This window comes from Aquabacterium sp. (genome assembly GCF_036273115.1).
GTDB lineage: Bacteria > Pseudomonadota > Gammaproteobacteria > Burkholderiales > Burkholderiaceae_C > Aquabacterium.
The window spans coordinates 79,621-104,622 of the sequence record NZ_DASUIN010000012.1 but is presented as its reverse complement, the minus strand read 5'-3'; the positions used below and the strand labels follow the sequence as shown (position 1 = coordinate 104,622).

The 25,002-nt window shown below is 63.9% G+C and carries 24 protein-coding genes and 1 riboswitch; of the genes, 9 read left to right on the top strand and 15 right to left on the bottom strand.

The annotated features are described in order from the left end of the window. The 4 genes from VFW72_RS05130 to VFW72_RS05115 are packed head-to-tail and all read right to left on the bottom strand — an operon-like array spanning position 1 to position 3,525. Positions 1-801 carry an urea amidolyase associated protein UAAP1 gene (locus tag VFW72_RS05130; protein WP_329673195.1) on the bottom strand — a complete coding sequence of 267 codons (801 nt, stop codon included), beginning with the start codon at positions 799-801 and terminating at the stop codon, positions 1-3. Between the two features lie 50 nt (positions 802-851). Then, positions 852-1,679 carry an ABC transporter ATP-binding protein gene (locus VFW72_RS05125; protein ID WP_329673194.1) on the bottom strand — a complete coding sequence of 276 codons (828 nt, stop codon included), beginning with the start codon at positions 1,677-1,679 and terminating at the stop codon, positions 852-854. Between the two features lie 2 nt (positions 1,680-1,681). Continuing rightward, on the bottom strand, positions 1,682-2,512 hold the full coding sequence (locus VFW72_RS05120; protein WP_329673193.1) for an ABC transporter permease: 831 nt from the start codon (positions 2,510-2,512) through the stop codon (positions 1,682-1,684). Between the two features lie 17 nt (positions 2,513-2,529). Continuing rightward, on the bottom strand, positions 2,530-3,525 hold the full coding sequence (locus tag VFW72_RS05115; RefSeq protein ID WP_329673192.1) for an ABC transporter substrate-binding protein: 996 nt from the start codon (positions 3,523-3,525) through the stop codon (positions 2,530-2,532). A gap of 58 nt (positions 3,526-3,583) precedes the next feature. After that, positions 3,584-3,712: riboswitch (guanidine-I (ykkC/yxkD leader) on the bottom strand. Between the two features lie 217 nt (positions 3,713-3,929). Between VFW72_RS05115 and VFW72_RS05110 the strand changes: the two genes are divergently transcribed. The 5 genes from VFW72_RS05110 to VFW72_RS05090 all read left to right on the top strand — a co-directional run bounded on the left by VFW72_RS05110 (position 3,930) and on the right by VFW72_RS05090 (position 9,546). Then, complete coding sequence (locus tag VFW72_RS05110; RefSeq protein WP_329673191.1) at positions 3,930-4,910, top strand: tyrosine recombinase XerC; 981 nt, start codon at positions 3,930-3,932, stop codon at positions 4,908-4,910. 22 nt (positions 4,911-4,932) lie between these two features. After that, positions 4,933-6,078, top strand: coding sequence for a class I SAM-dependent methyltransferase (locus VFW72_RS05105; protein ID WP_329673190.1), 1,146 nt, complete (start codon positions 4,933-4,935; stop codon positions 6,076-6,078). 106 nt (positions 6,079-6,184) lie between these two features. Then, positions 6,185-7,405 (top strand): class I SAM-dependent rRNA methyltransferase, encoded by a 1,221-nt coding sequence (locus tag VFW72_RS05100; RefSeq protein WP_329673189.1) that lies wholly within the window; start codon positions 6,185-6,187, stop codon positions 7,403-7,405. Between the two features lie 96 nt (positions 7,406-7,501). After that, entirely contained in the window at positions 7,502-8,593 is a 1,092-nt protein-coding gene (locus VFW72_RS05095; protein WP_329673188.1) for an AraC family transcriptional regulator, read from the top strand. A 113-nt stretch (positions 8,594-8,706) separates the two neighbouring features. Then, positions 8,707-9,546, top strand: coding sequence for an HDOD domain-containing protein (locus VFW72_RS05090; RefSeq protein WP_329673187.1), 840 nt, complete (start codon positions 8,707-8,709; stop codon positions 9,544-9,546). A gap of 18 nt (positions 9,547-9,564) precedes the next feature. Here VFW72_RS05090 and VFW72_RS05085 read toward each other — a convergent pair whose 3' ends face one another. The 3 genes from VFW72_RS05085 to VFW72_RS05075 all read right to left on the bottom strand — a co-directional run bounded on the left by VFW72_RS05085 (position 9,565) and on the right by VFW72_RS05075 (position 11,373). Then, positions 9,565-10,146 carry a YceI family protein gene (locus VFW72_RS05085; RefSeq protein WP_329673186.1) on the bottom strand — a complete coding sequence of 194 codons (582 nt, stop codon included), beginning with the start codon at positions 10,144-10,146 and terminating at the stop codon, positions 9,565-9,567. A gap of 68 nt (positions 10,147-10,214) precedes the next feature. Beyond that, entirely contained in the window at positions 10,215-10,790 is a 576-nt protein-coding gene (locus VFW72_RS05080; protein WP_329673185.1) for a YceI family protein, read from the bottom strand. Between the two features lie 19 nt (positions 10,791-10,809). Further along, a complete protein-coding gene (locus VFW72_RS05075) occupies positions 10,810-11,373 on the bottom strand; it encodes a cytochrome b (protein WP_329673184.1) in 564 nt (187 codons plus the stop codon). 214 nt (positions 11,374-11,587) lie between these two features. Between VFW72_RS05075 and VFW72_RS05070 the strand changes: the two genes are divergently transcribed. The 3 genes from VFW72_RS05070 (at position 11,588) to VFW72_RS05060 (ending at position 16,068) form a co-directional block, all read left to right on the top strand. Continuing rightward, positions 11,588-12,739: a GGDEF domain-containing protein gene (locus tag VFW72_RS05070; protein WP_329673183.1), complete on the top strand. Its 1,152-nt coding sequence runs from the start codon at positions 11,588-11,590 to the stop codon at positions 12,737-12,739. Further along, positions 12,736-13,902, top strand: coding sequence for a GGDEF domain-containing protein (locus VFW72_RS05065; protein WP_329673182.1), 1,167 nt, complete (start codon positions 12,736-12,738; stop codon positions 13,900-13,902). Before VFW72_RS05070 ends, VFW72_RS05065 begins: the two co-directional genes overlap by 4 nt. A gap of 90 nt (positions 13,903-13,992) precedes the next feature. After that, complete coding sequence (locus VFW72_RS05060; RefSeq protein ID WP_329673181.1) at positions 13,993-16,068, top strand: ATP-binding protein; 2,076 nt, start codon at positions 13,993-13,995, stop codon at positions 16,066-16,068. 7 nt (positions 16,069-16,075) lie between these two features. On the opposite strand, the gene VFW72_RS05055 is transcribed toward VFW72_RS05060, so the two are convergent. From VFW72_RS05055 to VFW72_RS05040, 4 genes are read right to left on the bottom strand one after another with little or no spacing between them, the layout of a single operon-like run. Next, entirely contained in the window at positions 16,076-16,564 is a 489-nt protein-coding gene (locus tag VFW72_RS05055) for a flavin reductase family protein (protein WP_329673180.1), read from the bottom strand. A 16-nt stretch (positions 16,565-16,580) separates the two neighbouring features. Then, positions 16,581-17,369, bottom strand: a complete 789-nt coding sequence (locus tag VFW72_RS05050) for a class I SAM-dependent methyltransferase (protein WP_329673179.1) — start codon at positions 17,367-17,369, stop codon at positions 16,581-16,583. A 3-nt stretch (positions 17,370-17,372) separates the two neighbouring features. Further along, complete coding sequence (locus tag VFW72_RS05045) at positions 17,373-18,275, bottom strand: ParB/RepB/Spo0J family partition protein (protein WP_329673178.1); 903 nt, start codon at positions 18,273-18,275, stop codon at positions 17,373-17,375. 16 nt (positions 18,276-18,291) lie between these two features. After that, positions 18,292-18,882 (bottom strand): RBBP9/YdeN family alpha/beta hydrolase, encoded by a 591-nt coding sequence (locus VFW72_RS05040; RefSeq protein ID WP_329673177.1) that lies wholly within the window; start codon positions 18,880-18,882, stop codon positions 18,292-18,294. Positions 18,883-18,943: 61 nt separating this feature from the next. Here VFW72_RS05040 and VFW72_RS05035 point away from each other — a divergent pair, with 61 nt between their 5' ends. After that, positions 18,944-20,347: a PAS domain-containing protein gene (locus tag VFW72_RS05035; protein ID WP_329673176.1), complete on the top strand. Its 1,404-nt coding sequence runs from the start codon at positions 18,944-18,946 to the stop codon at positions 20,345-20,347. A gap of 43 nt (positions 20,348-20,390) precedes the next feature. Here VFW72_RS05035 and VFW72_RS05030 read toward each other — a convergent pair whose 3' ends face one another. The 4 genes from VFW72_RS05030 to mnmG form a co-directional block, all read right to left on the bottom strand. After that, on the bottom strand, positions 20,391-21,185 hold the full coding sequence (locus VFW72_RS05030) for a ParA family protein (RefSeq protein WP_329673175.1): 795 nt from the start codon (positions 21,183-21,185) through the stop codon (positions 20,391-20,393). 137 nt (positions 21,186-21,322) lie between these two features. Continuing rightward, positions 21,323-21,601, bottom strand: coding sequence for a hypothetical protein (locus tag VFW72_RS05025; RefSeq protein ID WP_329673174.1), 279 nt, complete (start codon positions 21,599-21,601; stop codon positions 21,323-21,325). Positions 21,602-21,691: 90 nt separating this feature from the next. Next, complete coding sequence (gene rsmG / locus VFW72_RS05020) at positions 21,692-22,327, bottom strand: 16S rRNA (guanine(527)-N(7))-methyltransferase RsmG (protein ID WP_329673322.1); 636 nt, start codon at positions 22,325-22,327, stop codon at positions 21,692-21,694. Positions 22,328-22,735: 408 nt separating this feature from the next. Then, entirely contained in the window at positions 22,736-24,817 is a 2,082-nt protein-coding gene (gene mnmG / locus VFW72_RS05015; protein WP_329673173.1) for a tRNA uridine-5-carboxymethylaminomethyl(34) synthesis enzyme MnmG, read from the bottom strand. Positions 24,818-25,002 lie beyond the last annotated feature (185 nt).

Sequence of the window (25,002 nt, the reverse complement as noted above, 5' to 3'; positions counted from 1 at the left end):
TCAGCACAAAGCCAGGATGTCGCTGTTGTGATGGGCGCGGGCGCACTCGGGTCGGAAGTGGCGGCAGAAGTCGTCAGCGGGCGCAGGGCCACAACGCCAGGCCGCGATGCCGACCTTGCCGGGGGCATAGCTGGCGCGCGGGTCGAGTGCATGCGGAGCGGTCGAGATGGCCACGATCACATCCATGTCCAGCCGCAACTCCACCATGGCACCAGGCTGGCAGTGGTCGGCATGGAAATGGAAGCGCCCCGCTTCATCCACACTGACCTTGCTGAACAGGTTGACCGGTGCGATCAGGTCGCGTGAGCTCAGGCCATGTTTGCCGATCTCGATCAGCAAGCCATCGCGGCCACTGCGATACATGGCGTTGCGATGCGACTCGAACCGTTGCTGGCCATAACGGGCGTGCATGCGGCGGTTGTCCAGCAAAGCGCCCAGGGGGTCATGCCAACCCAAGGTGTCTTGCGTGAACGAGGCCATCGAGCGGCCCATGTCACTCATCAAGACATGGCCGCGCTCATAGTGTGCCGTGTGTTGCGCCTTGAGCGAGTCGGGCATGTTGTAGCGCTCGAGCTTGTCATGCGCGGCATACAGCACCACCGAGCAATTGGCACCGGCATCCAGGGCCACAAAGCGCAAGGCCATGCCTCGGCTCAGGCGCCAGCTCCAATGGCCACCACCGGGCACCACTTCACTGAAGACGACTTGTTCAGCGGGCAGATCGGGGGCAAAGCGCTTCCAATGCGCGATGGCGTCAACGGGTTGATTGACGGGGGGGTTGTCCAACGTGTGCTCTGACATGGTGGGTGCTTTCTGGGGTTCGCAGGAACGCCAATGGGCTCAAAATCGACTCAAACTTGTGCGGTGCGTGACAACTGGTCCAACAGGTCCAGATCGGTCTTCATGCCCGAGGTCTCGCGGATGCGATCCAGAATGGTTCGCTTCAGGCTCAGGAACTCAGGCGCGTGTTTCATGTCCTGCGTGCGCTCGGCAGGCAGGGGCACGTCGTAGATGGTGTCGATGCGACCGGGGCGAGGTGCCATCAACACGATGCGCTGCCCCAGGTAAATGGCCTCTTCCACATCGTGCGTCACAAACACGATGGTGGACTTTTCCAGGCGGTGCACGTGGCGAATGAGGTCGTGCATCACTTCGCGTGTTTGCGCATCCAAGGCCCCAAAGGGTTCGTCCATCAACAAGATGTCGGGGCGGCCCATCAGCGCACGGGCAATCGCCACGCGCTGCTGCATGCCGCCAGACAATTGGTTGGGCCAGGCGTCAGCCGCTTGGCTCAAGCCCATCAGGCGCAGCAAGGCGTCGGCCCGACCCGCTGCGGCTTCGACATCGGCACTGCTGCGGTCTTTCGTGTGGACCTGCAGCTGGCGACAGAACTTGATGTTGTCGCGCACGCTCATCCAGGGATACAGGCTGTAATGCTGGAACACCATGGCGCGGTCGGGCCCCGGCCCGGCAATGGGCTGACCGTTGACCAGCAACTCACCCGCAGTGTGGTGCTCCAGGCCCCCAATGGTGCGCAACAGGGTGGACTTGCCGCAGCCCGATGCGCCCACAAAGGTCACAAACTCATTGGGCGCGATGCTCAAGCTCACATCCTGCAAGGCATCGGTGGCCGCGCCCTCAAAGCGCTTGAACACGTGGCGAACGTCGATCTTGTTCATGTTCAGCCTTTCAGGTACAGCCAAGGAAAGGCTTTGCGATGCGCCAGGCGGAACAGCTGATCGGTGATCAAGCCAATCAAGCCGATCAGGATGATGCCGGCGAAGATCTTGTCGGTTTGCAAGAAGCGCTGCGCCTTCAAGATGGCATAGCCCAAGCCGCTGTTGGCCGCCACCAGTTCGGCCACGACCAGATAGGTCCAAGCCCAACCCATGGTCACACGCAGGGTGTCCAGCAAGGCTGGCTTGGCCGATGGGAAGATGACCTTTTCGATCAACTCGGTGCGGGTGGCGCCCATGGTCTGCGCCGCTTCGATCTGGGCCAGCGGCACGCGCCGCACGTCTTCGGCCACCATCAACACCATCTGAAAGAAGGTGCCAATGAAGATGATGGCGATCTTGGAGGACTCCTCAATGCCCACCCACAACATGACCAGGGGAATGAAGGCCACCGCGGGCATGTAGCGAATGAAGTCGGTGAGCGGCTCCAGCAGGGCCTGCACCGCGCGGAAGGAGCCGATCATCAAGCCCAGTGGCAAGGCGATCGCGGCCGACAAAGCAAAGCCGCCGACCACCCGGTAGACCGAGATGGCGATGTCCCCACCCAAGCCACCGGTGGCCCACCAGTCATGCACACGCTCCCAAACCTTGCCAGGCGAAGGAAGGAAGACCGTATCCGCGCCACTGACGCTGGTCGCCAACCACCACCCCAGCAAAGGTGCGAGCAAACCGATCAAGGCCAGCGCCCAATAGAGCTGGCGAGGAATGGCTCCCCGCACGGTCCACAGACCTGGTCCCTTGGGCACCGCAGCACCCGGTTTGGAAGTGGTGTTCATGCGCCGGCGCCTTGGATTTACTTCTTCAGTGCATCGGCCAGCAGGGTGGCGTCAATGCCCTTGCTCACATCGGGTGTGCCTTCGATGAGCTTGTTGTCAGTCAGGAAGCGCACCACGGTGGGCGCTACACCCAACAAAGACAGTGGCTGGGTGGCCGGGCCCATGGCTTCCTGATTCAACTTGGCATCGAAGAAACGGGTGCCGGGCAAGAAGACCTTGTATTCCTCGGGCTTGAGGCTGACGATCTTGCTCATGATCGCAGCGGCCTCGTCGGGGTTGCTTTGAATGAAGGCCACCGTGTCAAACCAGGCCTTGATCATGCCGACCAGATCCTTGCGCTTGGCTTTGATCGATTTTTCCTGCGCCACCAGCAGATCAGGAATCAGCCCCGGCAGGTCTTTGGACGTGAACAAGGCCTTGCCCTTGCCACTGGTTTCGATCTGGTGAATCCAGGGGTTCCAGACCACGGCCGCGTCCACCCGGCCGCTCATGAAGGCGGCGGCGGCATCTCCCGCCGAGAGGTTGACGATCTTCACGTCAGACACCTTCATGCCATTCTTGGCCAAAGCATTGACCAACACGAAGTGCGACACGCTGAACTCTTCCAGGGCAATGGTCTTGCCCTTCAGATCGGCAAAACGCTTGATCTTGGGCCCCGCCACCAAGGCGTCATTCCCCGCCGAGTTGTCGTTCACCAGAATGGTCTTGATGGGCACGCCTTTGGCCAAGGGGCCCATGGTGTCAGACCAGGTTTGCGAGTTGGCATCCAACTGCCCTGCCGACAAGGCCGAGATCGAGTCGGTGTAGTTGGCAAACCAGACCAGCTTCACATCGGCGCCATGCTTCTTGAAGAAGCCCTTTTGCTCGGCCACGTACCAGGCCACCCAACCCGGCCAGTCGGACACGCCGACCTTGACCTCGGCATGCGCCGGTGCGGCCACGAACAAGGCAGAAGCGGCCATGGCACCCGCCACGACACACGAAGACAGACGAGACAGGAAGGCTTTGGACATCACGGACTCCAGGCATGAGTGAGACAAAAATCCAGGAGGCCACCTCGTCTCGAAGTGTTCCTCCCGGGCTTTTGTCCCGCCGTGGAGCCTGAACACCTTCGAGGGTGTTTGAGGCCGGTCGCTCTCGGACCAGTCACGCTGCGTGTGGCGACCACTGCACAGCATCGGAACCCTAGCGACCCTTTCGACAGACAACCTTGCGAGGCTGCCTCCTTATGGCGGGATACATCGCAAGGTGCGTGCCAGGTCGCGCCACCAAGGCAGCTGGCCCTGTTGCGGCATGGCATGCACCAACGTGGCGCTTCGGAGCTGTCAGCTCGCGGCGGCGCCAATGCACCAATCAGGTGCAAGCACCTTCCAACCAAGCGAAGCGAGGTTTCACGGCTTTGCGAGACAATGCCCAGATGCACCCCCGCCCCTCCGCCGACCTGATCCGCGAGCACCTGCAATACCTGACGGTGCAAAAGCGGCTGGCCGACCGAACCGTGGCGATGTACGGTGAGGCTTTCGACCGTTTGCTGGCCTGGCTTGATCGCGATGGACTGGCTTTGGCGGAGGTTCGCCCCCATCACGTGCGCGGCTGGATGGCGCGCCTTCACGCGCAAGGCCTCGGTCCCCGCAGCATCGCCATCACCCTGGCGGCCTGGCGCGGCCTGTGGCGTTGGTTAGGCAAAGAGGGGCTGTGCAGCCTGAACCCGGCCGAGGGCATCAAGGCGCCCAAAGCCCCCAAGCCCCTGCCCAAAGCCCTGGCGGTGGACCAGGCCGTGGCCTTGGCCGAAGCCCCTCCGCTGCCCACCACGGGAACCCATGCCCGCAACGAGGCCGAAGCGCCCTGGCTGCACGCGCGCGATCAGGCCATGATCGAGTTGCTCTACAGCAGCGGCCTGCGCAGTGCCGAGTTGCTCGGCCTGGATGTACAAGCGTCCACACAGGCTGCGGGTTGGATCGATTGGCAGGCCGCCGAAGCCCATGTGCTGGGCAAAGGCAGCAAGCGCCGCATCGTGCCCGTGGGCCAGGCGGCCATGAAGGCCCTGCAGCACTGGCTGGCGGTGCGCGAGCAGCTCAAGCCACCGCAAGACCCGGCCCTGTTCCTCAGCCGCCTGGGGCGCCGCCTGACGCCCATGCAGTTGCGCAACCGGCTCAAACAGATCGGGCAACAAGCGGGCCTGCCCACCCATGTGCACCCGCACATGCTGCGCCACAGCTTTGCCAGCCACCTGCTGCAGTCGAGCGGCGACTTGCGCGCGGTGCAGGAACTGCTGGGCCACGCCAACATCACCACCACCCAGGTCTATACCAAGCTGGACTTTCAGCACCTGGCCAAGGTGTATGACGCGGCGCACCCGCGGGCCAAGCCCAGCGGCTCGGCCGGGTCGGACGAGTGAGTGCCCGTACACTGGCCGCCGCATGAACACCGCCCCCCGCCTTCACTGGACCGACGCCGACCACACCGCCCACGAGGCCTTGTGGCGCTCGGAAGCCGCCCTCGCCCCGCACAAGCGTGTGGTGCTGGCCGACGACCGCATGCCCGCCGATCGAGCCTACAAGTTGGCCTGTGAAGGCACGGCCCTGCTGTGGCAAGGCGACTTTCAAAACGCCAGGCATTTGCTGCAGGCCCTGATGCGGCGGCTGGACCGCCAGCCCCCACGCCGAGGCAAGCCGGGCCAACAGCCAGACACCCCGGCTCAGGCTTTCCACCAGCACCGCCAGCAGCAGGGGCAGCGCGCTCACATTCTGGGCATGTTGCTGATTCCCTTCAACGCCGACCACACCATTCCCCTGCGCCGCGCGCCCGATGTGCAGCAAGCCTGCCTGGAAGCCTATGGCCCTGGCACCGAAGCCTACGTGACCTCGCTGCGCGAATTGCTTGGGCTGATTGGCGCGCACGAATGGCGCAAGAAGGGCGTCGAGATTCCGGCACTGAAAGGCCGCATCCACACGCACTACGGCGTGTTTTCACCTCTGCGCGGCGAATACATTGACCTGGTGGCCCAAGCCCCCTTGCCGCCCCAGGCCGATCTGGCATTCGACATCGGCACCGGCAGCGGTGTGCTGGCGGCGGTGCTGGCTCAGCGCGGGGTGGCCCGCGTCATCGGCACCGACCAGTCGGATCGGGCCCTGGCCTGCGCTCGCGACAACCTGACGCGCCTGAAGCTGATCCAACAGGTCGACCTGCAGAAGGTGGACCTGTTCCCCGCTGGGCAGGCCCCGCTGGTGGTGTGCAACCCACCGTGGGTGCCGGCCCGGCCCACCTCGCCGGTCGAATACGCGGTGTATGACCCCGACAGCGCCATGCTGCGTGGCTTCCTCGCCGGACTGAAAGCCCACCTGAGTCCCGATGGCGAGGGGTGGCTGATTCTGTCTGATCTGGCCGAGCACCTGGGTTTGCGCACACGTGAGCAGTTGCTGCAGTGGATCAGCGAGGCGGGGCTGGTGGTGGCAGGCCGGTTGGACGCTCGCCCCAAGCACCCCAAAGCCAGCGACGCCACCGACCCGCTGCACCGCGCCCGCGCGGCCGAAGTCACGTCCTTGTGGCGATTGGCTGCAGCCTGAGCCGCCAGACACCCTTTCCAAAGCCCCCAAACCCGCCCGGCTGTTGGACAATGGCGGGTTCTGCATCCCTGCCCTTTTTTGCCTGTCTCAGGCCACGAGTCCCGCCATGAAAGTCATCACCCTTCGCGAAGGCAAAGAACGCTCCCTGCTGCGCCGACACCCCTGGGTGTTTCACGGCAGCATTGCCAAGGGGGGTGGCGACCAGGGTGAAACCGTGCGCGTGCAGTCGCACGACGGCAAATTCCTCGCTTGGGCGGCCTTCAGCCCGAGCTCACAAATTCGCGTGCGCGCCTGGAGCTTCAATGAAGACGAACGCATCGACGCCGCCTTCTTCGCCCGCCGCGTGCAACAAGCCGTGGCCCTGCGCCGCCGCCTGGGCATCGACAGCAATGGCATCCGCCTGATTCACGGCGAAGCCGACGGCCTGCCCGGTCTGATCGTCGACCAGTACGACGACATCCTCAGCGCCCAGTTCCTCAGCGCCGGCACCGAGCGCTGGAAGGACGCCATTGCCGACTCCCTGGTGGAGGCCACCGGTTGCCCCTATGTGTATGAGCGCTCCGATTCCGGTGTGCGCGGCCTGGAAGGTCTCCAGCCTGTCACGGGTTGGCTGCGCCATCCCGAAACAGCGGACGGCAGCCGCCGCCCCACCGAAGTCACCATCACCGAAAACGGCTGGAAGCTGACGCTGGACGTGGCCGAGGGCCACAAGACCGGCTACTACCTGGACCAGCGCGACAACCGCGGCCTGTTTGCCAAACTGGTCAAACAGTTCAACTGCAAGACCGTGCTGAACTGCTACAGCTACACCGGTGGCTTCAGCGTGGCGGCCCTCGAAGGTGGCGCCACCGAGGTGACCAGCGTGGATTCCTCCGGCCCGGCCCTGGCACGCGCCAACGCCCACGTAACGCTGAATGGCTACGAAGCAAGCGCTCACACCGCTTTGGACGCTGACGTGAACGGCACGCTGCGCCGCTTCATCAAGGAAGGCCGCACCTTTGACGCCATCGTGCTGGACCCGCCCAAATTCGCACCCAGCGCCGCCCACGCCGACCGCGCCAGCCGCGCCTACAAAGACATCAACCGCCTGGCCTTCAAGCTGCTGAACCCCGGCGGCTTGCTGCTGACCTTCTCGTGCTCGGGCGGCATTGGGGCCGAGTTGTTCCACAAGATCGTCGCCGGCGCAGGCATGGACGCGCAAGTGGACGCTTACATCCTCAAGCGGCTGGAAGCCACCTCCGACCACCCCACCACCGTCACCTTCCCCGAAGGGGAGTACCTGAAGGGCTTGGTACTTGTCCGGAAAGACGAAAGTTTAGGCACCTAAACTGAAGTCGCATCCAAGGGGGATGTCACACCATTTGACAATCCCGACACACATAATGGGACTCTCGTTGCTACAACAATTAGAGCAGTCCCGGTCATGAGCAGCAAATCCAGCAGTAAAACCAACGTTTGGGACATACGCCGCAGCGTGATCACCGCACGCATCCTCACCCAAGTCGGTGTGGAGCAGGGTGCCGACATGGACGCCCTGCTGGCACAGACCGGGCTGAGTCGCGATGACCTGAACAACGACCAATTGCAGATTGAAGCCTTGCAAGAGGTTCAGCTGATCCGCAACCTGGTGACCCTGTTGCCCCAGCATCCCACGCTGGGCCTGCTGGCTGGCAGCCGCTACCACCTGCACACCTTCGGGCTGTGGGCCTACGCGGTGGTCAGCAGCCCCGATATGGTCAGCGCCATCAACATGGCCACCCGCATGTTCAGCCAGACACTGCTGCTGACCCGCCTGCGCACCGAACGACTGGGGCAGCACCTGGTTTCCTCCTACGAAGCGGATCACCTGCCGGCCGACATCCGCCAGTTCGCGCTCGACCGCGATCGTGCCGCCATCCTGACCCTGCAACGCGATGTGCTGGGGCGCGCCCTGCCCTACACCGAGGTGCGCATGCAGCGCGCCGAGCCCGCGCCAGAGGTGGTCGCGGCCTACACCGAGTTTTTCGGGATTCGCCCGCTGTTCGGCATGAGCAAGGACGGCAGCCTGCTGCCGGCCGACGTCCTCACCCAACCCTTGAGCGAACCGGTCAGCCAGACGCTGAGTCATTGCGAACAGATGTGCCGCCAACTCATCGAGGCGCGTTATGCCCGCAGCGGCATGGCCGCCAAGGTGCGCGACCGCCTGTTGCGCACGCCCGGCCGCATTCCCGACATGGAAGACATTGCCGCCGAGATGCACATGACCTCGCGCACCCTGCGCCGCCATCTCACGGCTGAGGGCGCCACCTTCCGCAGCCTGCTGGAAGAGGTGCGCTCGACGCTGGCTGAAGAACTGATGACCCGTGCCAGCCTGACGCACGGCGAAATCGCCCAGCGCCTGGGCTATGCCGACGTCACCACCTTCATCGAAGCCTTCCGCCGCTGGAAAGGCATGCCGCCCAGCGAGTTCCGCCGCAGCCAGGGTCTGCCCGGCTACACCCGGCGCAGCAGCCCATTGGTGTCCCAGCTCAATTGAAAGAGTGGTAACGACCGTGAACGATTCGAGATAGGCGGTCTTTGCCAGCGTACTTTGGGCTTTGGTTGCGCGCCGGGTCGGCCTAGACTCAGACCACTTTCCGTGAGTCTGTCATGAGCATTTCTCCCCAGCTGCGCAATCTGAACATCGACCTGCCTGCCTGTCCGCAGACGCTGGTCAAGCTGTCTTTGTTGATGGCCGATGACGATGCCTCGATTGACCAGATGGCCTCGTTGATCGAAACCGACATGGCGCTATCGGCCGCCGTGGTGCGCACCGTCAACTCGGCCTTGTTCGGTTTGCTCAAGCGGGTGGAAAGCGTGCACGATGGCATTCGCTATCTGGGCATGGCCCAAGTCGCGGGCCTGACCTACGAAATTGGCTTGCGCGGCGCCTTCCCGCCCAGCCCCCTGCTGCAAACCATCTGGGACCGCGCCGGTGTGCGTGGCCTGGCCATGGGCCGCATTGCCCGTCAGCTGGACATGGACCCCTGGCATGCCCATACCCTGGGCCTGTTCGCCGAAAGTGGCCGCGCCGTGCTGTTTGCGTACGACCGCCAGCGCTACGCCAGCCTGAGCGCCGAGCCCGACGAGGCCCTGCTGTGCGCCGCTGAAATCGAAGCCTTTGGTGTGAGCCACTCGGCGCTGGGCGCCGCACTGTGCCAGGCCTGGGGCTTGTCGAAAGACATCTCGGACGGCGTACGCGCGCGCCCGCATGTGCCCAGTCAATGGGCTCACGAGCGACCTGCGGTGCAAAAGCTGCTCGCCATTGGCGCAGCCGTCGATGCCCTGCTGCTGAACCCCGACACGGTCGATCACCCCGATCAGGTCTGGGCCGCCTTGCAGCCTGTGGCCGAGCAGGTCGGACTGCATTTCCAGTCGTTCCAGATCGCCACCTCGCGGGTGGTCGATCGCCTCAACCTCCCGCAAGACAGCAGCAACGTTCAAGTGTGAACGTGGGTCAGCGCGCCATCAGTCCTGCTTGACCGCTTCGATCTGGATCAGCAGGCGGATGTTGTCGGGAATGCCGTAGGCAATGCCGTAATCCATGCCGAACTTGCTGCGGGTGATGGTGGTTTCAAAATCGCCCCCGCACACTTCGCGCTTGAGCATGGGGTTCTGGTAGCAGTTGTAGTTGCTGGCGGTCAGCGTCACGGTCTGAGGCTTGCCCAGCAGGGTCAGCGTGCCGATCACGGCCGAGACCTTGTCGCCGTCGAACACCACGCGATCGCTCACGAAGGTGGCCTTGGGAAAGGCTTCGGCGTTGAAGAAGTCCTTGCTCTTGAGGTGGGTGTCGAACGCGGCCGTGCCAGTGTTGATCGAACCGGTTTCCAGGGTCACTTCCACCTTGCCGGTCTTGGCGGCCCGGTCAATCGACACCGTGCCCGACTTCTTGTCGAAACGCCCCCGGTTGGTCGAGGTGCCGAAATGGCGTGCTTCAAAGGTCACGAAGGTGTGGGTGGGATCGATGGCGTAGGTGTCGGCCGCGGCCATGGCGGCGCCCGAGGCCAGCAAAGACGAGGCGATGACGGCTTGAACGAATGTGCGGTTCATGGAAAGGCTCCTGTCAAAAAAGGGAGGGAGAAAACAAAGGCCCGAGAAAACGGACTCTCAGGACGGGCTCACAGGGCGGGCACGCCTTGCAACACCAACTTGAACTTGACCTGGACGTCGTTGGCGACAATGGAGGGGTCGGCCCAGTCGCCATCGCCCACCTTGAAATCGAGACGCTTGAGGGTGAAGCCCCCGATGGCCGTGCTCAGGCCTTGGGCCTGGGTCAGTTGCACGGGCACCACCACGTCACGGGCCTGGCCTTTGATGTTGAGCTTGCCGCTCAACTCGAACTTGCCCGGGCCGACCTGGCGAATGGCGGTGGACTGGAACACCGCCTTGGGAAAGCGCGCGGTGTTGAACCACTCGGGCTTGCCCAGCTCCGCATCGGCTTCGGCATTCAGGGCCACGCTGCCCAGATCGACCTGAAACCCGATCTTGCTGGACGCCAGCTGGCGCGGGTCGAACGCCGCTTGGGCCGCAAACGTCTTGAAACGGCCTTGCAGGGGCACGCCCAGCTGCTTGGCCACAAACGTGACCTCGCTTTGCGCCGGCACCAGGGTTTGTTGCGCATACGCTGGCGCCAGGCCCAGGGCCGCACCTGCCAGCACGGCGGTGCGCAACCAGCTTGTCATGTGCCTTGTCATGTTCACCCTCCTTCGGTGTTCAGCGCCCAGGGCGCATGCGGTCGAGCAGACCGTCCTTGTCAATCAGCTGGTGTTTCACCACCGCTGCCACGTGCAAGCCCACCAGACCGATCAGGGCAAACGCGGCGATCGCATGGATTTCCTTGATCGTCTCGGCCAGTTCCTTGTTGGGGGCCACCAGATCCGGCAGTGGCAGCACACCGAACCACACCACGGGGTAGCCCTTGGCCGAGCTGTAGGCCCATCCCGCCAGCGGCACCACGAAAAACAGCAGGTACATCAGGTGGTGGGTGGCATGGTGGGCCACCTGCTGCCAACGTGGCATGAGGGCTTCGATGCGCACCGGCAGCGGCGGCGGCGGGCTTTTCAGGCGCCAGGCCAATCGGACCACCGACAGCAACAAGATCGTGACCCCTGCCCACTTGTGCCAGTTCACCAGCTTGAGTTTGGCTGGTGACAGTGGCAGGTCTTCCACGTACACGCCCATCGCAAACGCGCCCAGGATGCCCAGAGCCAGCGCCCAATGCAGGACGATGGCCGGCAGGGTGTAACGCGAAGATGGTGTCGGTGAAAGCTGGGACATGGTTGGCTCTCCGGGGGGCTGCCTCAGCGGCTGCCATGGTTGAAAGATTAAGGACTGCTCACCACTTGGGGGTTGTGGCGACTTCACGGGTCGTTTCAATAAATTTGAATGCCCGACCGAATGGAGCAAACGGACAGAAAAAACCGCAGGCTGTCCTCAAGACCGCCGACAAACAGCCGAAACCGATTCACGGTGCTTGGCATCGCGTTGCATCATGCCCATTCAAAACATCCTGCCACTGTCGGACTGGGTGCTCAGCCGAGACCCCAAACAGCGATTGCGCATCATGCGATCGCTGATGGCAGCTTATTCCTATGTGGCTTGCGTTGTCCTGCTGGTTTATTCCAGTTGGGCGGGCTTCGTGGCTCCCCGCAGCATGTGGTGGCTGTGCACGGCGGCGGTCGTCAATCTGGCGTTCTGGTACACGGTGTTGCGCACCGGGCTGAACCGCCGCTTTCAAGACCCGTCGCTGACCCTGCCGCAGGTGCTCACCGGGCTGGCCATCGGCATCACGGCGTATGCAGTCACCGGCCCGGTTCATGGCTCGACCTTGATCCTGCTGGCCCTGGTGATGATTTTCGGCATTTTTGCACTGCAGTCGCGCACGGCCAAGATCGTCGGGGCCTTTACCGTGCTGGTCATGGCTGGCACGATTGTGTACAAGAGCGCCACCGACCCCATTCACTATCCGCTGACGCTGGAAATTGCGCATTTCATCCTGATTGCCTCGATCCTGCCAACCATTTCCACGCTGGCTGCCCAGTTCAGCGCCCTGCGACTGCGCCTGGAGCAGCAGAAAAAAGATCTCGCTGAGGCGGTCGACCGCATTCAGGAGCTGGCCACCCGCGACGAGTTGACCGGCCTGATCAACCGGCGTCACATGATGGAAGTGCTCAACCAGCACCAGAAGCGCCTGCTGCGCTCGGGGCACCACCAGTTCTATCTGGCCCTGCTCGACGTGGACCACTTCAAACGCATCAACGACACGCACGGCCACAACGTGGGCGACGAGGTCCTGAACCGGTTCGCCAGTGTGGTGGAAAGCGCCCTGCGCGACACCGACATCCTGGCCCGCTGGGGCGGCGAAGAATTCCTGCTGCTGCTCAACGACACCACCGCCGAGGTGGCCAACATCGCACTGGAGCGAGCGCGCACGGCGCTGAAAGACACCCCGCTGCTGCCCTCGCAGCCCGACCTGCGCATCACCTTCTCGGCTGGCATGACCGGCTATCTGGAAGGCGAGCTGCTGCACGCCTGCATCGAGCGCGCCGACAAGGCCCTGTACCGTGCCAAGGAACAAGGACGCAACTGCACCGTCATCGACGATCGCGACAGCGTCGAACAGGAGCCTCCCGACCAGCCATGAGTGACACTTTGCGCCGACTCACGGATGTGTTCATCAGCCGAGACCCAAAGATCCGGTCTCGGCTGATCTTCAGCTGGTTCGCCATTTATGGCTATGCGGCTGGCTCCATCGTGCTGGCGCTGAGTGTGAAGATGGGCCTCGTTCCCGCCCAACCCGTGTACTGGCTGCTGCTCTATGTCTGGAGCGGTGTGCTCGTGTTTTATGGGTTGGTGCGCAGCGGGTGGTCCACCCGCATCGGCTACCCTGGCCTGGACGTGCCTCAGAGCATCTTCGCGCTGGGCGCCATTCTGGCCGGCTACGTGATGGCCGGCCCCATCCGGGAGGCCGTGCTGCCCCTGGTCGCCTTGTTGCTGATTCTGGGCGTGTTCACGCTGGAGCCGCGACAGGTGCTGATCATCGGAGCCCTGACCATCATCGGGCTGGGTGCCACCGTGGCAGGCATGGTGTGGCTTGAACACGGAGAACTCGATGGCCGAACGGCCCTGATCAAGTTCGTCTTGTGCGCGCTGATTCTGCCGGCCATCTCCGCCGTCACGTACTACATTGCCCGCATTCGACATCGGATGATTCAGCAGAAAGTCGAGTTGCGCCAGGCACTGGCCATGCTGCAGGAAGTCGCCATCCGAGACGACATGACCGGGCTGGTCAACCGCCGACACATGCTGCAATTGCTCGATCTGCAACGCGAGCGCCAGGCCCGCACCGGCGAAGGCTTCTGCCTGGCCCTGATCGATCTGGACCACTTCAAGCACATCAACGACCACTACGGCCACCATGTGGGCGATGCGGTGTTGCGAGACTTTGCTCTGTGCGCGGTCAGCGTGCTGCGCCAGACCGATGTGCTCGCCCGCTGGGGTGGCGAAGAGTTCCTGTTGATGATGCCCGGTCATGGCCCGGGGCCGGACCAAATGCTGCAGGCACTCGAGCGCATTCGGCTTCAGTTAGCGGCCATGCCTACGCTGCCGGAACGGCCGGTGACGTTCTCGGCGGGCGTGACCTGCCATCCTGAGGGGGAGTCCCTGAGGGAAACCCTCGAACGCGCCGACCGAGCGTTGTATCAAGCCAAAGCCGAGGGGCGCGCACGATCGGTGGTCATCGGTTTTCAGGACAACCTAGGGGCTCCGCCTCCCGAAACCCCACCCCAGGCGGCCGCCCAACAGTAAACTACCCCCGCGGGTACGCCACCACCTGCAAAGCAGTACACCTGGCGCTGGCGCCAGGCCTCATCGGTGGTGACTGTATTGCTGCTTTGCATGCTGACTGCATCCACCGACACCCAAGGTGCATCCTTCACAGATGTCGCCCTGTCCCTGGCCTCGCGCACGTCGCCACACGACACGCCCAAGGCCATTCTGGACCGCCTGCTGCCAGCCCTGAAGGCCTGGACAGGCAGCCCCCTGGCTTTCGCCGCCACGCTGGTAACGCCACCCGACCCGGATGAGCCCAAACTGATGGGCGGCTGTGGCGATGCCCTGTTGCGCGAACAGAGTGAGGTCTGGGACACCGTCTTGCGTGACCAGCAAGCCTGGATCCAGCCCGCCCCCCGCGACGAGCGGCTCCAAAGCGTCATGGGCTGGCCTTTGCGGCACGGCACCCGTCTCGTCGGCGTCCTGGCGCTGGCCAACCGCGCCGCAGGCTACGACGAAGCCTTGCTGCGGTCGATGCAAGTGGGCCTGGCACTCGTGGCCGGCTTGCTGGCCACGGCCGAGCTGGCACAAGCCCAACAGCAATCGATCGACACCCTGTCGCAAACGGCGGGGGCCTTGCGCGCCAATCAGCAGCAGTACCGCGACATCTTCGAGGTGGCCGGCGTGGGCCTGGCACGCGTCTCGCCCCAAGGCAAGCTGCTGGAGGTGAACCAGCGCTTTGCCGACATCGTGGGCCGCCCCCGCGACCTGCTGCCGGGCCTGAGCGTGATGGACCTGACCCATCCGGAAGACGTCGCCGCCGACATGGCCCTGCTGGACGCGACGGTTCGCGGCGGGCAAAGCCGCTACCAGATGGACAAGCGCTACGTGCGCCCCGATGGGCAGACCGTTCACGTGGCACTGACGGCCGTGCTGGTGCGCGACGAACAAGGAACACCGCTGCATTTTGTGTCTGCCGTCGAAGACATCAGCGAACGCTTGCGCTATCAGAACGCCATGAGTTCGGCCCAGGCCGCCGAGCGCGCCAGCCAGGCCAAGACCGAATTCCTTTCACGCATGAGCCATGAGTTGCGCACGCCACTCAACGCCATGCTGGGCTTTGCCCAACTGCTTCGGGTCGACCCCCGCTACCCCCTCAACGACAGCCAGCTGCAAAAGGTGCAGCACATCGAACGTGCGGGTGCCCATTTGCTGGCGATGCTGACCGATGTGCTGGACCTGTCGCGGATCGAAGCCGGCAGCATGCCCCTGGCCCTGGCCCCCACGTCGATCGACGAAGTCATGCAGGAGGCCTGCGCGCTGGTCCAGAACCAGATCCAGGAAGCCCACCTGCTGTTGCAGCTCACCCGGCCCGAGTTGGATCTCCGCGCCATGGTCGACCCCGTGCGGTTGCGCCAGATCCTGGTCAACCTGCTGTCCAACGCGATCAAGTACAACCGACCGCAAGGCCGCATCATGCTCAGCGCCATGGCGGTGTCTGGCGAAGTCGTGATCTCGGTCAGCGACACTGGCCGAGGCATCAGCCCAGCCCAGCAAGCCCATCTCTTCGAACCCTTCAACCGACTGGGCGCCGAGCGCACCGCCATTGAAGGCACAGGCATCGGGTTGGTGATCGTCAAGCGGCTCGTGGAGTTGATGCAGGGCCGCATCGAGGTCAGCAGCACCCCGGACATCGGAACCCAGTTCCGCATTCGCCTGCCCCAGGCCTACCTTGACAACCAGGTCAAGGATGACTCATCGGACACCATCTTGCGACCGCGCCAGTCAGGCTTCGGTGGGCTCGATGCGCTCAACGGCGGCGGGCTGACCGTGCTGTACGCGGAAGACAACCCCATCAACGTCGAGCTGGTTCGCCAGGTGCTGCGCATGCGGCCACAATGGCACCTCGACATCGCCCACAACGGCGCCCAGGCCATTGAAATGGCCATGGCCTCCCCGCCAGACCTGCTGCTGCTCGACATGCACCTGGGCGACATGAATGGCACCGATGTGTCCGACGCCCTGGCTCACCATCCGGCCACCGCCAACATTCCGCGTGTGGCCCTGTCAGCCGATGTGATGCCCGACCAGATTCGAGAAGCGCGTGAACGCGGGTTTGCCGACTACATCAGCAAACCGCTGGAAGTAGCGCGCCTGCTTCGCCTGCTAGACCACTGCGCCCGTCACCACGCGCCTGACTGATCCCGGTTCAGGTCGGCAGGTCGGTCAGGAAACGACTGCCGTGAAACACCAGCGGACGCGCCCCAATGCGGCGCTGCACATGCTCGACGCGGCCAATCAGCACCACATGGTCGCCCGAAGGCACCATCTGGTGGTGGGTGCATTCGAACACGGCAATCGCGCCTTCAATGATGGGCGCACCCGTCAAGCCTGGCCGCCAGGCCGTGCCCTCGAAACGGTCAATGCCCTTGCGAGCAAAGCGTTCGGCCAGGGGGCGCTGGTCTGCCGCCAGCACATTGATGGCGTAGTGCGTGGCCGCCTGGAAGCCCGGCAATGCCGAGGAGTTCGACGACAAACACCACAACACCAGAGGCGGCTCCAACGACACCGACACGAACGAGTTGGCCGTGAGCCCCACCAGATGCCCGTTTCGATCGCGCGCCGTGACGATGGTGACACCAGTGGCAAACTGCCCCAGGGCAGAACGGAACTCGTCGGTCGAGAAAGGCGCGGACATGGGTTCTTTCAATGGATCAAGCCCGCAGTGTAGACGGGCCCTGCCGAGCCTGCACAAGCGGCAGGCGATACACCCATATCGGCCTGCCTGACGCCAGATTGAACTGCGCGGTCGGGGCCACGATCCGGCCACGTTCATCGGTGGCGGCGAATTCGAGGCTGACCAGCCAGGCACCCGGCTTCATGCTCTGGCGCGCCTTGGCCCAGGCTCGCGGCATGGTCTCGGGGCGCTGAAACAGGTAGACCACGTCCAGCGCAGACCAGTCTTGCGCCCACATGTCGCCGCGGCGCACGCGCGCCCAAGGGCAGCGCACAGCGCACACCGCCCACCACATCCAGCTCCATTCCACGCCCTGCAATTGGGCATGTGGATAGGCCCGGCGCAAAGCCACCAGACCATCGCCCAGGCCACAGCCGGCATCCAGAATGCGAGCGCCATCGGGCAGGGGCAGGTGTGCGGGCAAGTCCAGCAAGGCATCGTGCGGGGTGGGAAACACCGGCGCATCGCGCCACGACCGCATGGGGTAGGCCAGCAAGAGCAAAGCCAGGGGCGCCAGCCACACCCATGCGGGCAAGCCGCCGCCCTGCCCCAAGGCCAGCACCGACATCGGAAAGCCGGCGGCCACAAAAACCCGGCGCCAGGTGGTGTCGGCCACACGGGGCCACAGGGCCAGCAGCGCGCCCATCGCCGTAGGCAAGGCCAGCACCGCCCACAAAGGGGCCTGTGCCTGGCGCAAGGCCCAGGCCAGGGCCCAGGCCGCCGCCCAGCTCAACAAGGCCGGAGCCGGCCAGGGCAAGGTCCGCACGAATCAGTCCTGAGGACCGCCGCGCAGCTTGTCGATCAGGCCATTGAGCTCGTCCAGACTGCCGAACTGGATCGTGATCTCGCCCTGCTCGCCGCGCTTGGTCTTGCGCTTGACATTGATTTCCACCTGCGCGGTCAGCAGGTCCGACAGCTCTTCTTCCAGACGCACCACATCACGCGACTTGTCTTGCTTGACGCGCAGCAAAGGCGTCTGGCGACCCGCACCCTGTACTTTGGCCACGAGCTTCTCAGCCTCGCGCACATTGAGCTTCTTGGCCACCACCTCGTGCGCCGTGGTGATCTGCTGGGCCTTGTCGAGCGACAACAACGCACGGGCATGACCCATGTCGATGTCGCCGGCCATCAGCATGCCTTGCACGGGCTCAGCCAGGTTCAGCAAGCGCAGCAAGTTCGAGGCTGCACTGCGCGAACGCCCCACCGCCTGCGCGGCTTGCTCGTGGGTCAAGCCAAACTCTTGCGTCAGGCGCTGCAAGCCCTGAGCCTCTTCCAGCGGATTGAGGTCTTCGCGCTGGATGTTTTCGATCAGGGCCATGACGGCCGCGGCTTCGTCAGGCACCTCGCGAATCAGCACCGGCACTTCCGACAGGCCTGCCAGGCGCGCCGCGCGCGAACGCCGCTCACCCGCGATGATTTCGTAGCGGCCCTCGCCAATCGGGCGAACCAGAATGGGCTGCATGATGCCCTGCGAGCGAATCGACTCGGCCAGCTCGTACAGCGAGCCTTCGTCCATGCGCGTACGCGGCTGGTACTTGCCGGCCTGCATCACGTCCAGGCGCAAGGTCGTGGGTGCGCCTTCACCGCCCGCTGCTGCAGGGGTGTCCTCGACTTTGGGGCCCAGCAGGGCTTCCAGGCCCATGCCCAGGCCTTTGGATTTCTTGGTTGCCATAGGGCGTGATTGTCCTCTAAGTCTGGGGGCGTTCGGCCAGCCAGCCCTGCAGGCGAGGCCAGCCTTCGGGCCAGGGGCCTTTGACTGCGGCAGCGGGCTCGTCCAGAGTCACAAAGTCGGCGCGCCAATGCGCCGCGAGCTCACGCGCACGGGCCAATGAGCTGTCGGGCGCATCGGTGGGGGCGAGCACCTGTGCCGGGAAAGGCAAAGGCAAACGCGGCACCTTCACCCATCCGTGCAACTGAGGCGGCAGGCTTTCGAGCCGTTCGGGCGCATCGAGGTCAGGCGGGGCCACCAGCCAGGCGCCCGCCACCCGGCCCACATGCCGGGAGTGCGTGGCCCATGCCGCCACCAGATGGCAGCCCAGGCCCTGCGCCACCAGCACCGCGGGGCGGTCCTGTAACGAGGTGTCGGCCAGCAAGGCCTCGTCCAATTGCATCATCCAGTCGCCTCGGCGCGGCCATTGCCAGTCGTCTTGCTCGACTTTGATCCAGCGAGCCTGATCCGAATGGCTCAAAGGCCATACCAATTGCCATCCATCGCAGGCACAATCGTGCCAGTCAGACAATAAAACGAGGGTCGGTAAACACGGATTGAGGGTTGTCATGCCCCCTATCCTAGTGGCGCTTGCACACCCAAGAAGTGTTGCAAGATGCAACAATCTTTGTATGAGTCAAGTGCTGAGGTTTGGCACCATGTCCGGCAAGTCTTCCCCGCTCGCGCACGATCCCAGCGAGGCCTTCCGGGCACATCCCGAAGCGCCTGCGGCTGCGCTGTGGGAAGCCGTCTTTGAACACAGTGCCTGCGGGCAGTTGCTGCTCACGCCTGAGGGCGACATCCAGGCCATCAACCACAAAGCCTGCCTCTTGCTGGGCTACGCACGCGACGCCCTCATCGGCACCCGTTGCCACACCCTCACCCACCCGGGCGACCTGTCTTCCGAACTCGACCATTGGCGTAGCCTGCAAGATGGCCACCTGCCATCCTTTCGACTCGAGCAGCGCTGCCTGAAGCAAAACGGCCAGATCATCTGGGTCGAGTGGCACGTCTCGATGCTGCGCGACGCCCAGGGCCAGGCCTGCCAAGCCGTGGCGGTCCTGCACGACATCAGCACCCGCAAGCACATCGAACGCAGCTTGCGCGAACGCGATGTTCTGCTGCGCAGCCTCGATCACATTCCCGGCGCCATCTACAAGGTGCTGTTGCCCGCCCAGGGCGAGCCGCAACTGCTTTACGCCAGCACCCGCGCAGCGCAGCTCTACGAAGTCGACCCGGCCTGCACCACCTTGAACTGGACCACGCACTACAAGCGCGTCCACCCCGATGACCTGCACACGGTCACCCGTCTGGTCGAAGCCTCGCTGCAGCACCAGAGCCAACCTGTGCAATACGAGTACCGCATCATCCACCCCACCCAGGGCTTGCGCTGGCTGTCGGGGGAGGCCGTCGCCCAGGCCTTGCCCGATGGCAGCACCGCCTGGTACGGCTACACGGCCGACGTCACAGAGCAACGCCAAGGTGCCCTGCGCACGCCGCAGTTGGAGGCCCCGGCACCGCCTGCGGTCACGACCATGGTCACGCACACCGACATCCGGCTGGACCGCTTGCCGCCTCCGCCACCGTCCTCCGGTGCGGATCCCGCCGCCTTGCCAGCCCCGGCGGCAGCGGTCAGGCCCATCCGCGTGCTCTATGCGGAGGACAACGAAATCAACGTGTTGCTCGTGGAGCAGGCCTTCAAGATGCGACCCCAGTGGGAACTGGTGGTCGCCACCGATGGCAGCTCGGCTCTGGAACAGGCGAAGCAGCAGCGCCCCGACATGATGCTGGTCGATCTGAACCTGGGCGACATGAGTGGCTTCGATCTGGTCGAGGCCCTGGAGCAAGACCCCGACACCCGAGACATTGCCCGCGTGGCCTTGACGGCCGACACCTTGCCCGAAAGCCTGCAAGCCGCCCAGCGCCATGGCTTCCTCGACTATCTGACCAAACCGGTCGATGTGCTGGCCTTGCTGCGCTGCCTCGACGAATTGCTGGCCAACGGCCTGCAACAGCCGCTGAGCCCGGCGAACTGACCGCCCGCGGCATCCGCGGTCGGGGTTCGCGTTCAGACCGGCATCAGACGCGCTTGGCCCGGGCCGCCTGGTCTTTGGCCACGCGCTCGACCAGCTCCTTGGCAAAGGCCTGAAAAGCCTGCGCCCCCTTGCTGCTGGGGTCGAACACCACACCGGGCAGGCCATAGCTAGGCGCCTCCGCCAGGCGCACATTGCGCGGAATGACCGTGTCGAACACCTTGTCGCCGAAGTGGGCCTTGAGCTGATCGCTGACCTGCTGCTGCAAGGTGATACGAGGGTCGAACATGATGCGCAACAGCCCGATGAGCTGAAGGTCGCGGTTCAAGTTGGCATGCACCTGTTTGACCGTGTTGACCAGGTCGGTCAGCCCTTCCAGCGCAAAGTACTCGCACTGCATGGGCACGATCACCCCGTGCGCACAGGTCAGGCCATTCAAGGTGAGCAAACTGAGCGAGGGCGGACAGTCGATCAACACAAAGTCGTAGTCGGCTGCGGCCGCCTCGATGGCCGTCTTCAGGCGCCGGTCGCGGCGCTCGAGGTTGACCAATTCAATTTCTGCCCCCGCCAGTTCGCGGTTGGCACCCAGCACGTCATACCCCGCTTTTTCGCTGTGCGACCGCGCCTGCGCAATCGTGGCTGTTTCCAGCAACACGTCGTACACCGTCTGGCCCAGGGTGCGCTTATCAACGCCTGACCCCATGGTGGCGTTGCCCTGGGGATCCAGGTCCACGATCAACACCCGTTGACCAATTTTGGCCAGGCCAGCGGCCAGGTTGACAGTGGTGGTGGTTTTGCCCACCCCACCCTTTTGATTGGCAATGCAGAAGATGTGCGGCATGGTTGGAATTATCGCGGCTGATCACGCCATTCCTACAGCCGGCCGAGGCTGGGGGAACACATTCCCCCCAGAAAGGCAGCGGTCGCCCATGAAAAATGGGCCCGCAGGCCCATTTCGTGGATCAGATCCGTTCTGGATCACTGTGCTGCACTGGCGCCAGCGTGTGCGGCGTGGGCCTTCTTGTGCTTGGCTTTGTGTTTGGCCTTGTGAGCCGCAGCCTTCTTGTGAGCGGCCTTGTGCTTGGCAGCGTGGTGCTTGGCCTTGTGATGAGCCTTGCTGGCTGCGGCGGCAGGGGCTTGGGCGGCAGCGGGCTCTGCGGGCGCAGCGGGAGCTGGGGCCATTTGAGCCATCGCAACGGCCGAAGCGGTCATCAGAGTGGCAGCCAGAGCAATGCGCTTGAAGAGGGTGTTCGCCATGAAAGGTTCTCCTGAAAGTATGGGGCAACACCCCCTTAACCCCCGACCTCATCGGTCGGTTGACCGCCAAAACCCGAAGAAATGAAAAATTTACGCCTGCTTCAAGCGCATCCAGACCACGCAGCGCTCGGCATCCAGTTCGGGCACCTGCAATGGTTCCACGTGAAACACATCGACGTCAGCAGGCAGTTGGGCCTGCTCTTCCGCGGGAGGCTTGCCTTTCATGGCCATCCACACCGCCTGCGGTGCCAGCAGCTCTCGGGTCAGCGACACGAAGTCCGCCAAAGAAGCAAACGCCCGCGAGGTGATGACCTGGTATTGGCCTTTCAGCTGCTCCACGCGTGCATGCTCCGCCCGCAGGTTCGGCACATGCAACTCGGCTGCGACTTGACGAATGAAGGCGGCCTTCTTGCCAACCGTGTCAACGCAGGTCACCTGAATGTCGGGGCGCACGATGGCCAGCACCACCCCAGGCAAACCACCCCCACTGCCCACATCCAGCAAACGCAGCAAGTCGGTCGCGGGTCGCTGTGCCAAATGACGCCCCAGGGGCCCCAGCACCGCCAGGCAGTCCGCCAAGTGATGCGTGAGCATGTCCTGGGGATCACGCAGGGCCGTCAGGTTGAAGGTGCCGTTCCAATGCGCCAGCATGACCATGTAATCGGCCAATTGCTGCCGCTGCTGGTCAGACAAGACCAGCCCCACATGCGACAGCACGGGCGCCATGGCGTCCAGCCACTGCGCCTGCGACCACACCACAGGCGGGCGAGCCGGCGGCTTGCGAACGGTGGGCACGTCCTTTCGAGGCGCACTCACTTTCCCGCCGCGCAGCTCATACGCCGACACCACCGTCGGATCGACCCCGCCGCGCCGACCCGCAGGCCCCCGTTTTCCCATTGCCATACTGTCTCCATGAGGCCGCGCCCAAGAGGCTCACCCCGATACCTTCTCAAACCAAACGAGGCCGGATCCGATTGGCCCGGCCTCGTATCAAACCCATTGCACTCAACTGAGCCACGCCCAATTGACTCGCCAAGTCATTCAAATTGTGCGCCGAAACGCGCTCGCTGGGCGCCAGCGCGCAGAACTCTGACTGCGCCCCCCCCAGGCGAGTCCACCCGCCTGAACACCTCATCAGGCAGACGATGCACCCGACTCCGCCGCTTCCTGTTGAGACACAAAACCCTTGGCTCGCCCCTTCTTCAGGTGAATCAGCAGCAGGGAAATCGCCGCCGGGGTGATGCCTGAAATGCGTGAAGCCTGCCCCAGGGTTTCGGGCTTGTGCTTGCTCAGCTTCTGGCGAGCCTCGATGCTCAAGGCCGACACCTGCATGTAGTCCAGGTCGGTTGGCAGCTTCAGGTTCTCGTAATAGGCCGCGCGCTCCACCTCATCGTTCTGCTTGTCGATGTAGCCGGCGTACTTCACGCTGATCTCGACCTGTTCGATCACGGCATCTGCCAAAGCGGCCCCGAGTTCTGCGCGCAAGCCCTCGCGGGTGATGGTTTCACGTGAAACAACATCGCCCCCCTCGGTCGAAGCGGTTCGCCCTGCCTCGGCCCACAGCGCTGCTTGCTGGGCAGCCGCAATGCCCGCCGCCTCGCAGACTTTGTCAAAGTCCACACCAGGTCGGCGCAGCAAATCGCCCAAGTTGTACTCACGCTCCAAGGCCTTGCCCACCAAACGCTCCGCATCGGCAGCAGGCAAGGTGGCGGGCCGCACCCAGGTCGACTTCAGTCTTTGTGTTTCACGTGAAACAGCATCGCGCTTGCGATTGAAGGCAGCCCAGCGAGCGTCATCCACCAAGCCCAGTTCGCGACCCAATTCGGTCAGACGCATGTCGGCATTGTCTTCCCGCAGTTGCAGGCGGAACTCGGCCCGGCTGGTGAACATGCGATAAGGCTCGGTCACGCCCTTGGTGATGAGGTCATCCACCAGCACGCCCAGATAGGCCTGGTCACGGCGAAGGGTGAATGCTTCCTTGCCTTGCGCCTGCAGGGCCGCGTTCACCCCCGCGTACAAACCTTGGGCCGCGGCTTCCTCGTAACCCGTGGTGCCGTTGATCTGCCCCGCGAAGAAGAGCCCCTGAATGGCCTTGGTCTCAAAGGTGGACTTCAACTCACGCGGATCAAAGTAGTCGTACTCGATCGCGTAGCCGGGGCGCAAGATGTAGGCATTCTCCAGCCCGGGCATGGTGCGCAGGGCATTGAGTTGGATGTCGAAGGGCAGCGAGGTGCTGATGCCGTTGGGGTAGAACTCGTTGGTCGTCAGGCCCTCGGGCTCCAGAAAAATCTGGTGCGAGTCCTTGTCAGCAAACCGATTGATCTTGTCCTCGATCGACGGGCAGTACCGTGGCCCCACCCCTTCGATCACGCCCGTGAACATCGGGCTGCGGTCAAAACCGGAGCGGATGATGTCGTGGGTTTGCTGGTTGGTGTGCGTGATCCAGCACGGCAACTGCCGCGGGTGCTGATCGGGTGTCCCCAGGAAGCTGAACACCGGCACATCCGGGCCCGTGGGGGCCGATTCGCCCCAGCGGCCCACCAGCCCCACCCCATCACCGGGTTGCTCACTGAGCTTGGTGAAGTCAATGCTGCGGCCATCGATGCGGGGTGGCGTGCCCGTTTTCAGGCGCCCCTGCGGCAGCTTCAGCTCTTTCAAGCGAGCCGACAGCGAGACCGCCGGCGGATCACCCGCCCGGCCCGCGCTGTAGTTCTGCAGGCCCACGTGAATGCGGCCATCCAGGAAGGTGCCGGCGGTCAGCACCACCGCGCGCGCGCGAAAGCGAATGCCCACCTGGGTCACGGCGCCCACCACGCGGTCGCCCTCCACCATCAGGTCGTCGACCGACTGCTGGAACAGCCACAAATTGGGCTGGTTCTCCAGCCGGCGACGAATGGCGGCTTTGTACAAAATGCGATCGGCCTGGGCCCGCGTGGCGCGCACAGCAGGGCCTTTGCTGGAATTCAGAATGCGAAACTGAATGCCCCCCTCGTCGGTCGCCTGCGCCATGGCGCCACCCAACGCGTCCACTTCCTTGACCAGGTGGCCTTTGCCAATGCCGCCAATCGACGGGTTGCAGCTCATCTGGCCCAGCGTTTCGATGTTGTGGGTCAACAGCAGGGTCGCGCAACCCATGCGCGCCGCAGCCAGCGCGGCTTCGGTTCCGGCGTGGCCGCCGCCGACCACAATCACATCGAATTCCTGGGGATAAAGCATGGCTCTTCTTGCCTATTTTTTGAGCAACCCGGCATTTTACTGATTCGGGCTCGCTTCAGGGTTACACCGAACCGAAAAGGGGTGCCCTGAGCGGGTGGATTGCGCTGACTGGACCCCGTCCGAAATCACAAATTAGGGATGGCCGCGCCAAACTGCACACCCTAAGATGCCCCCACAAAGACAGG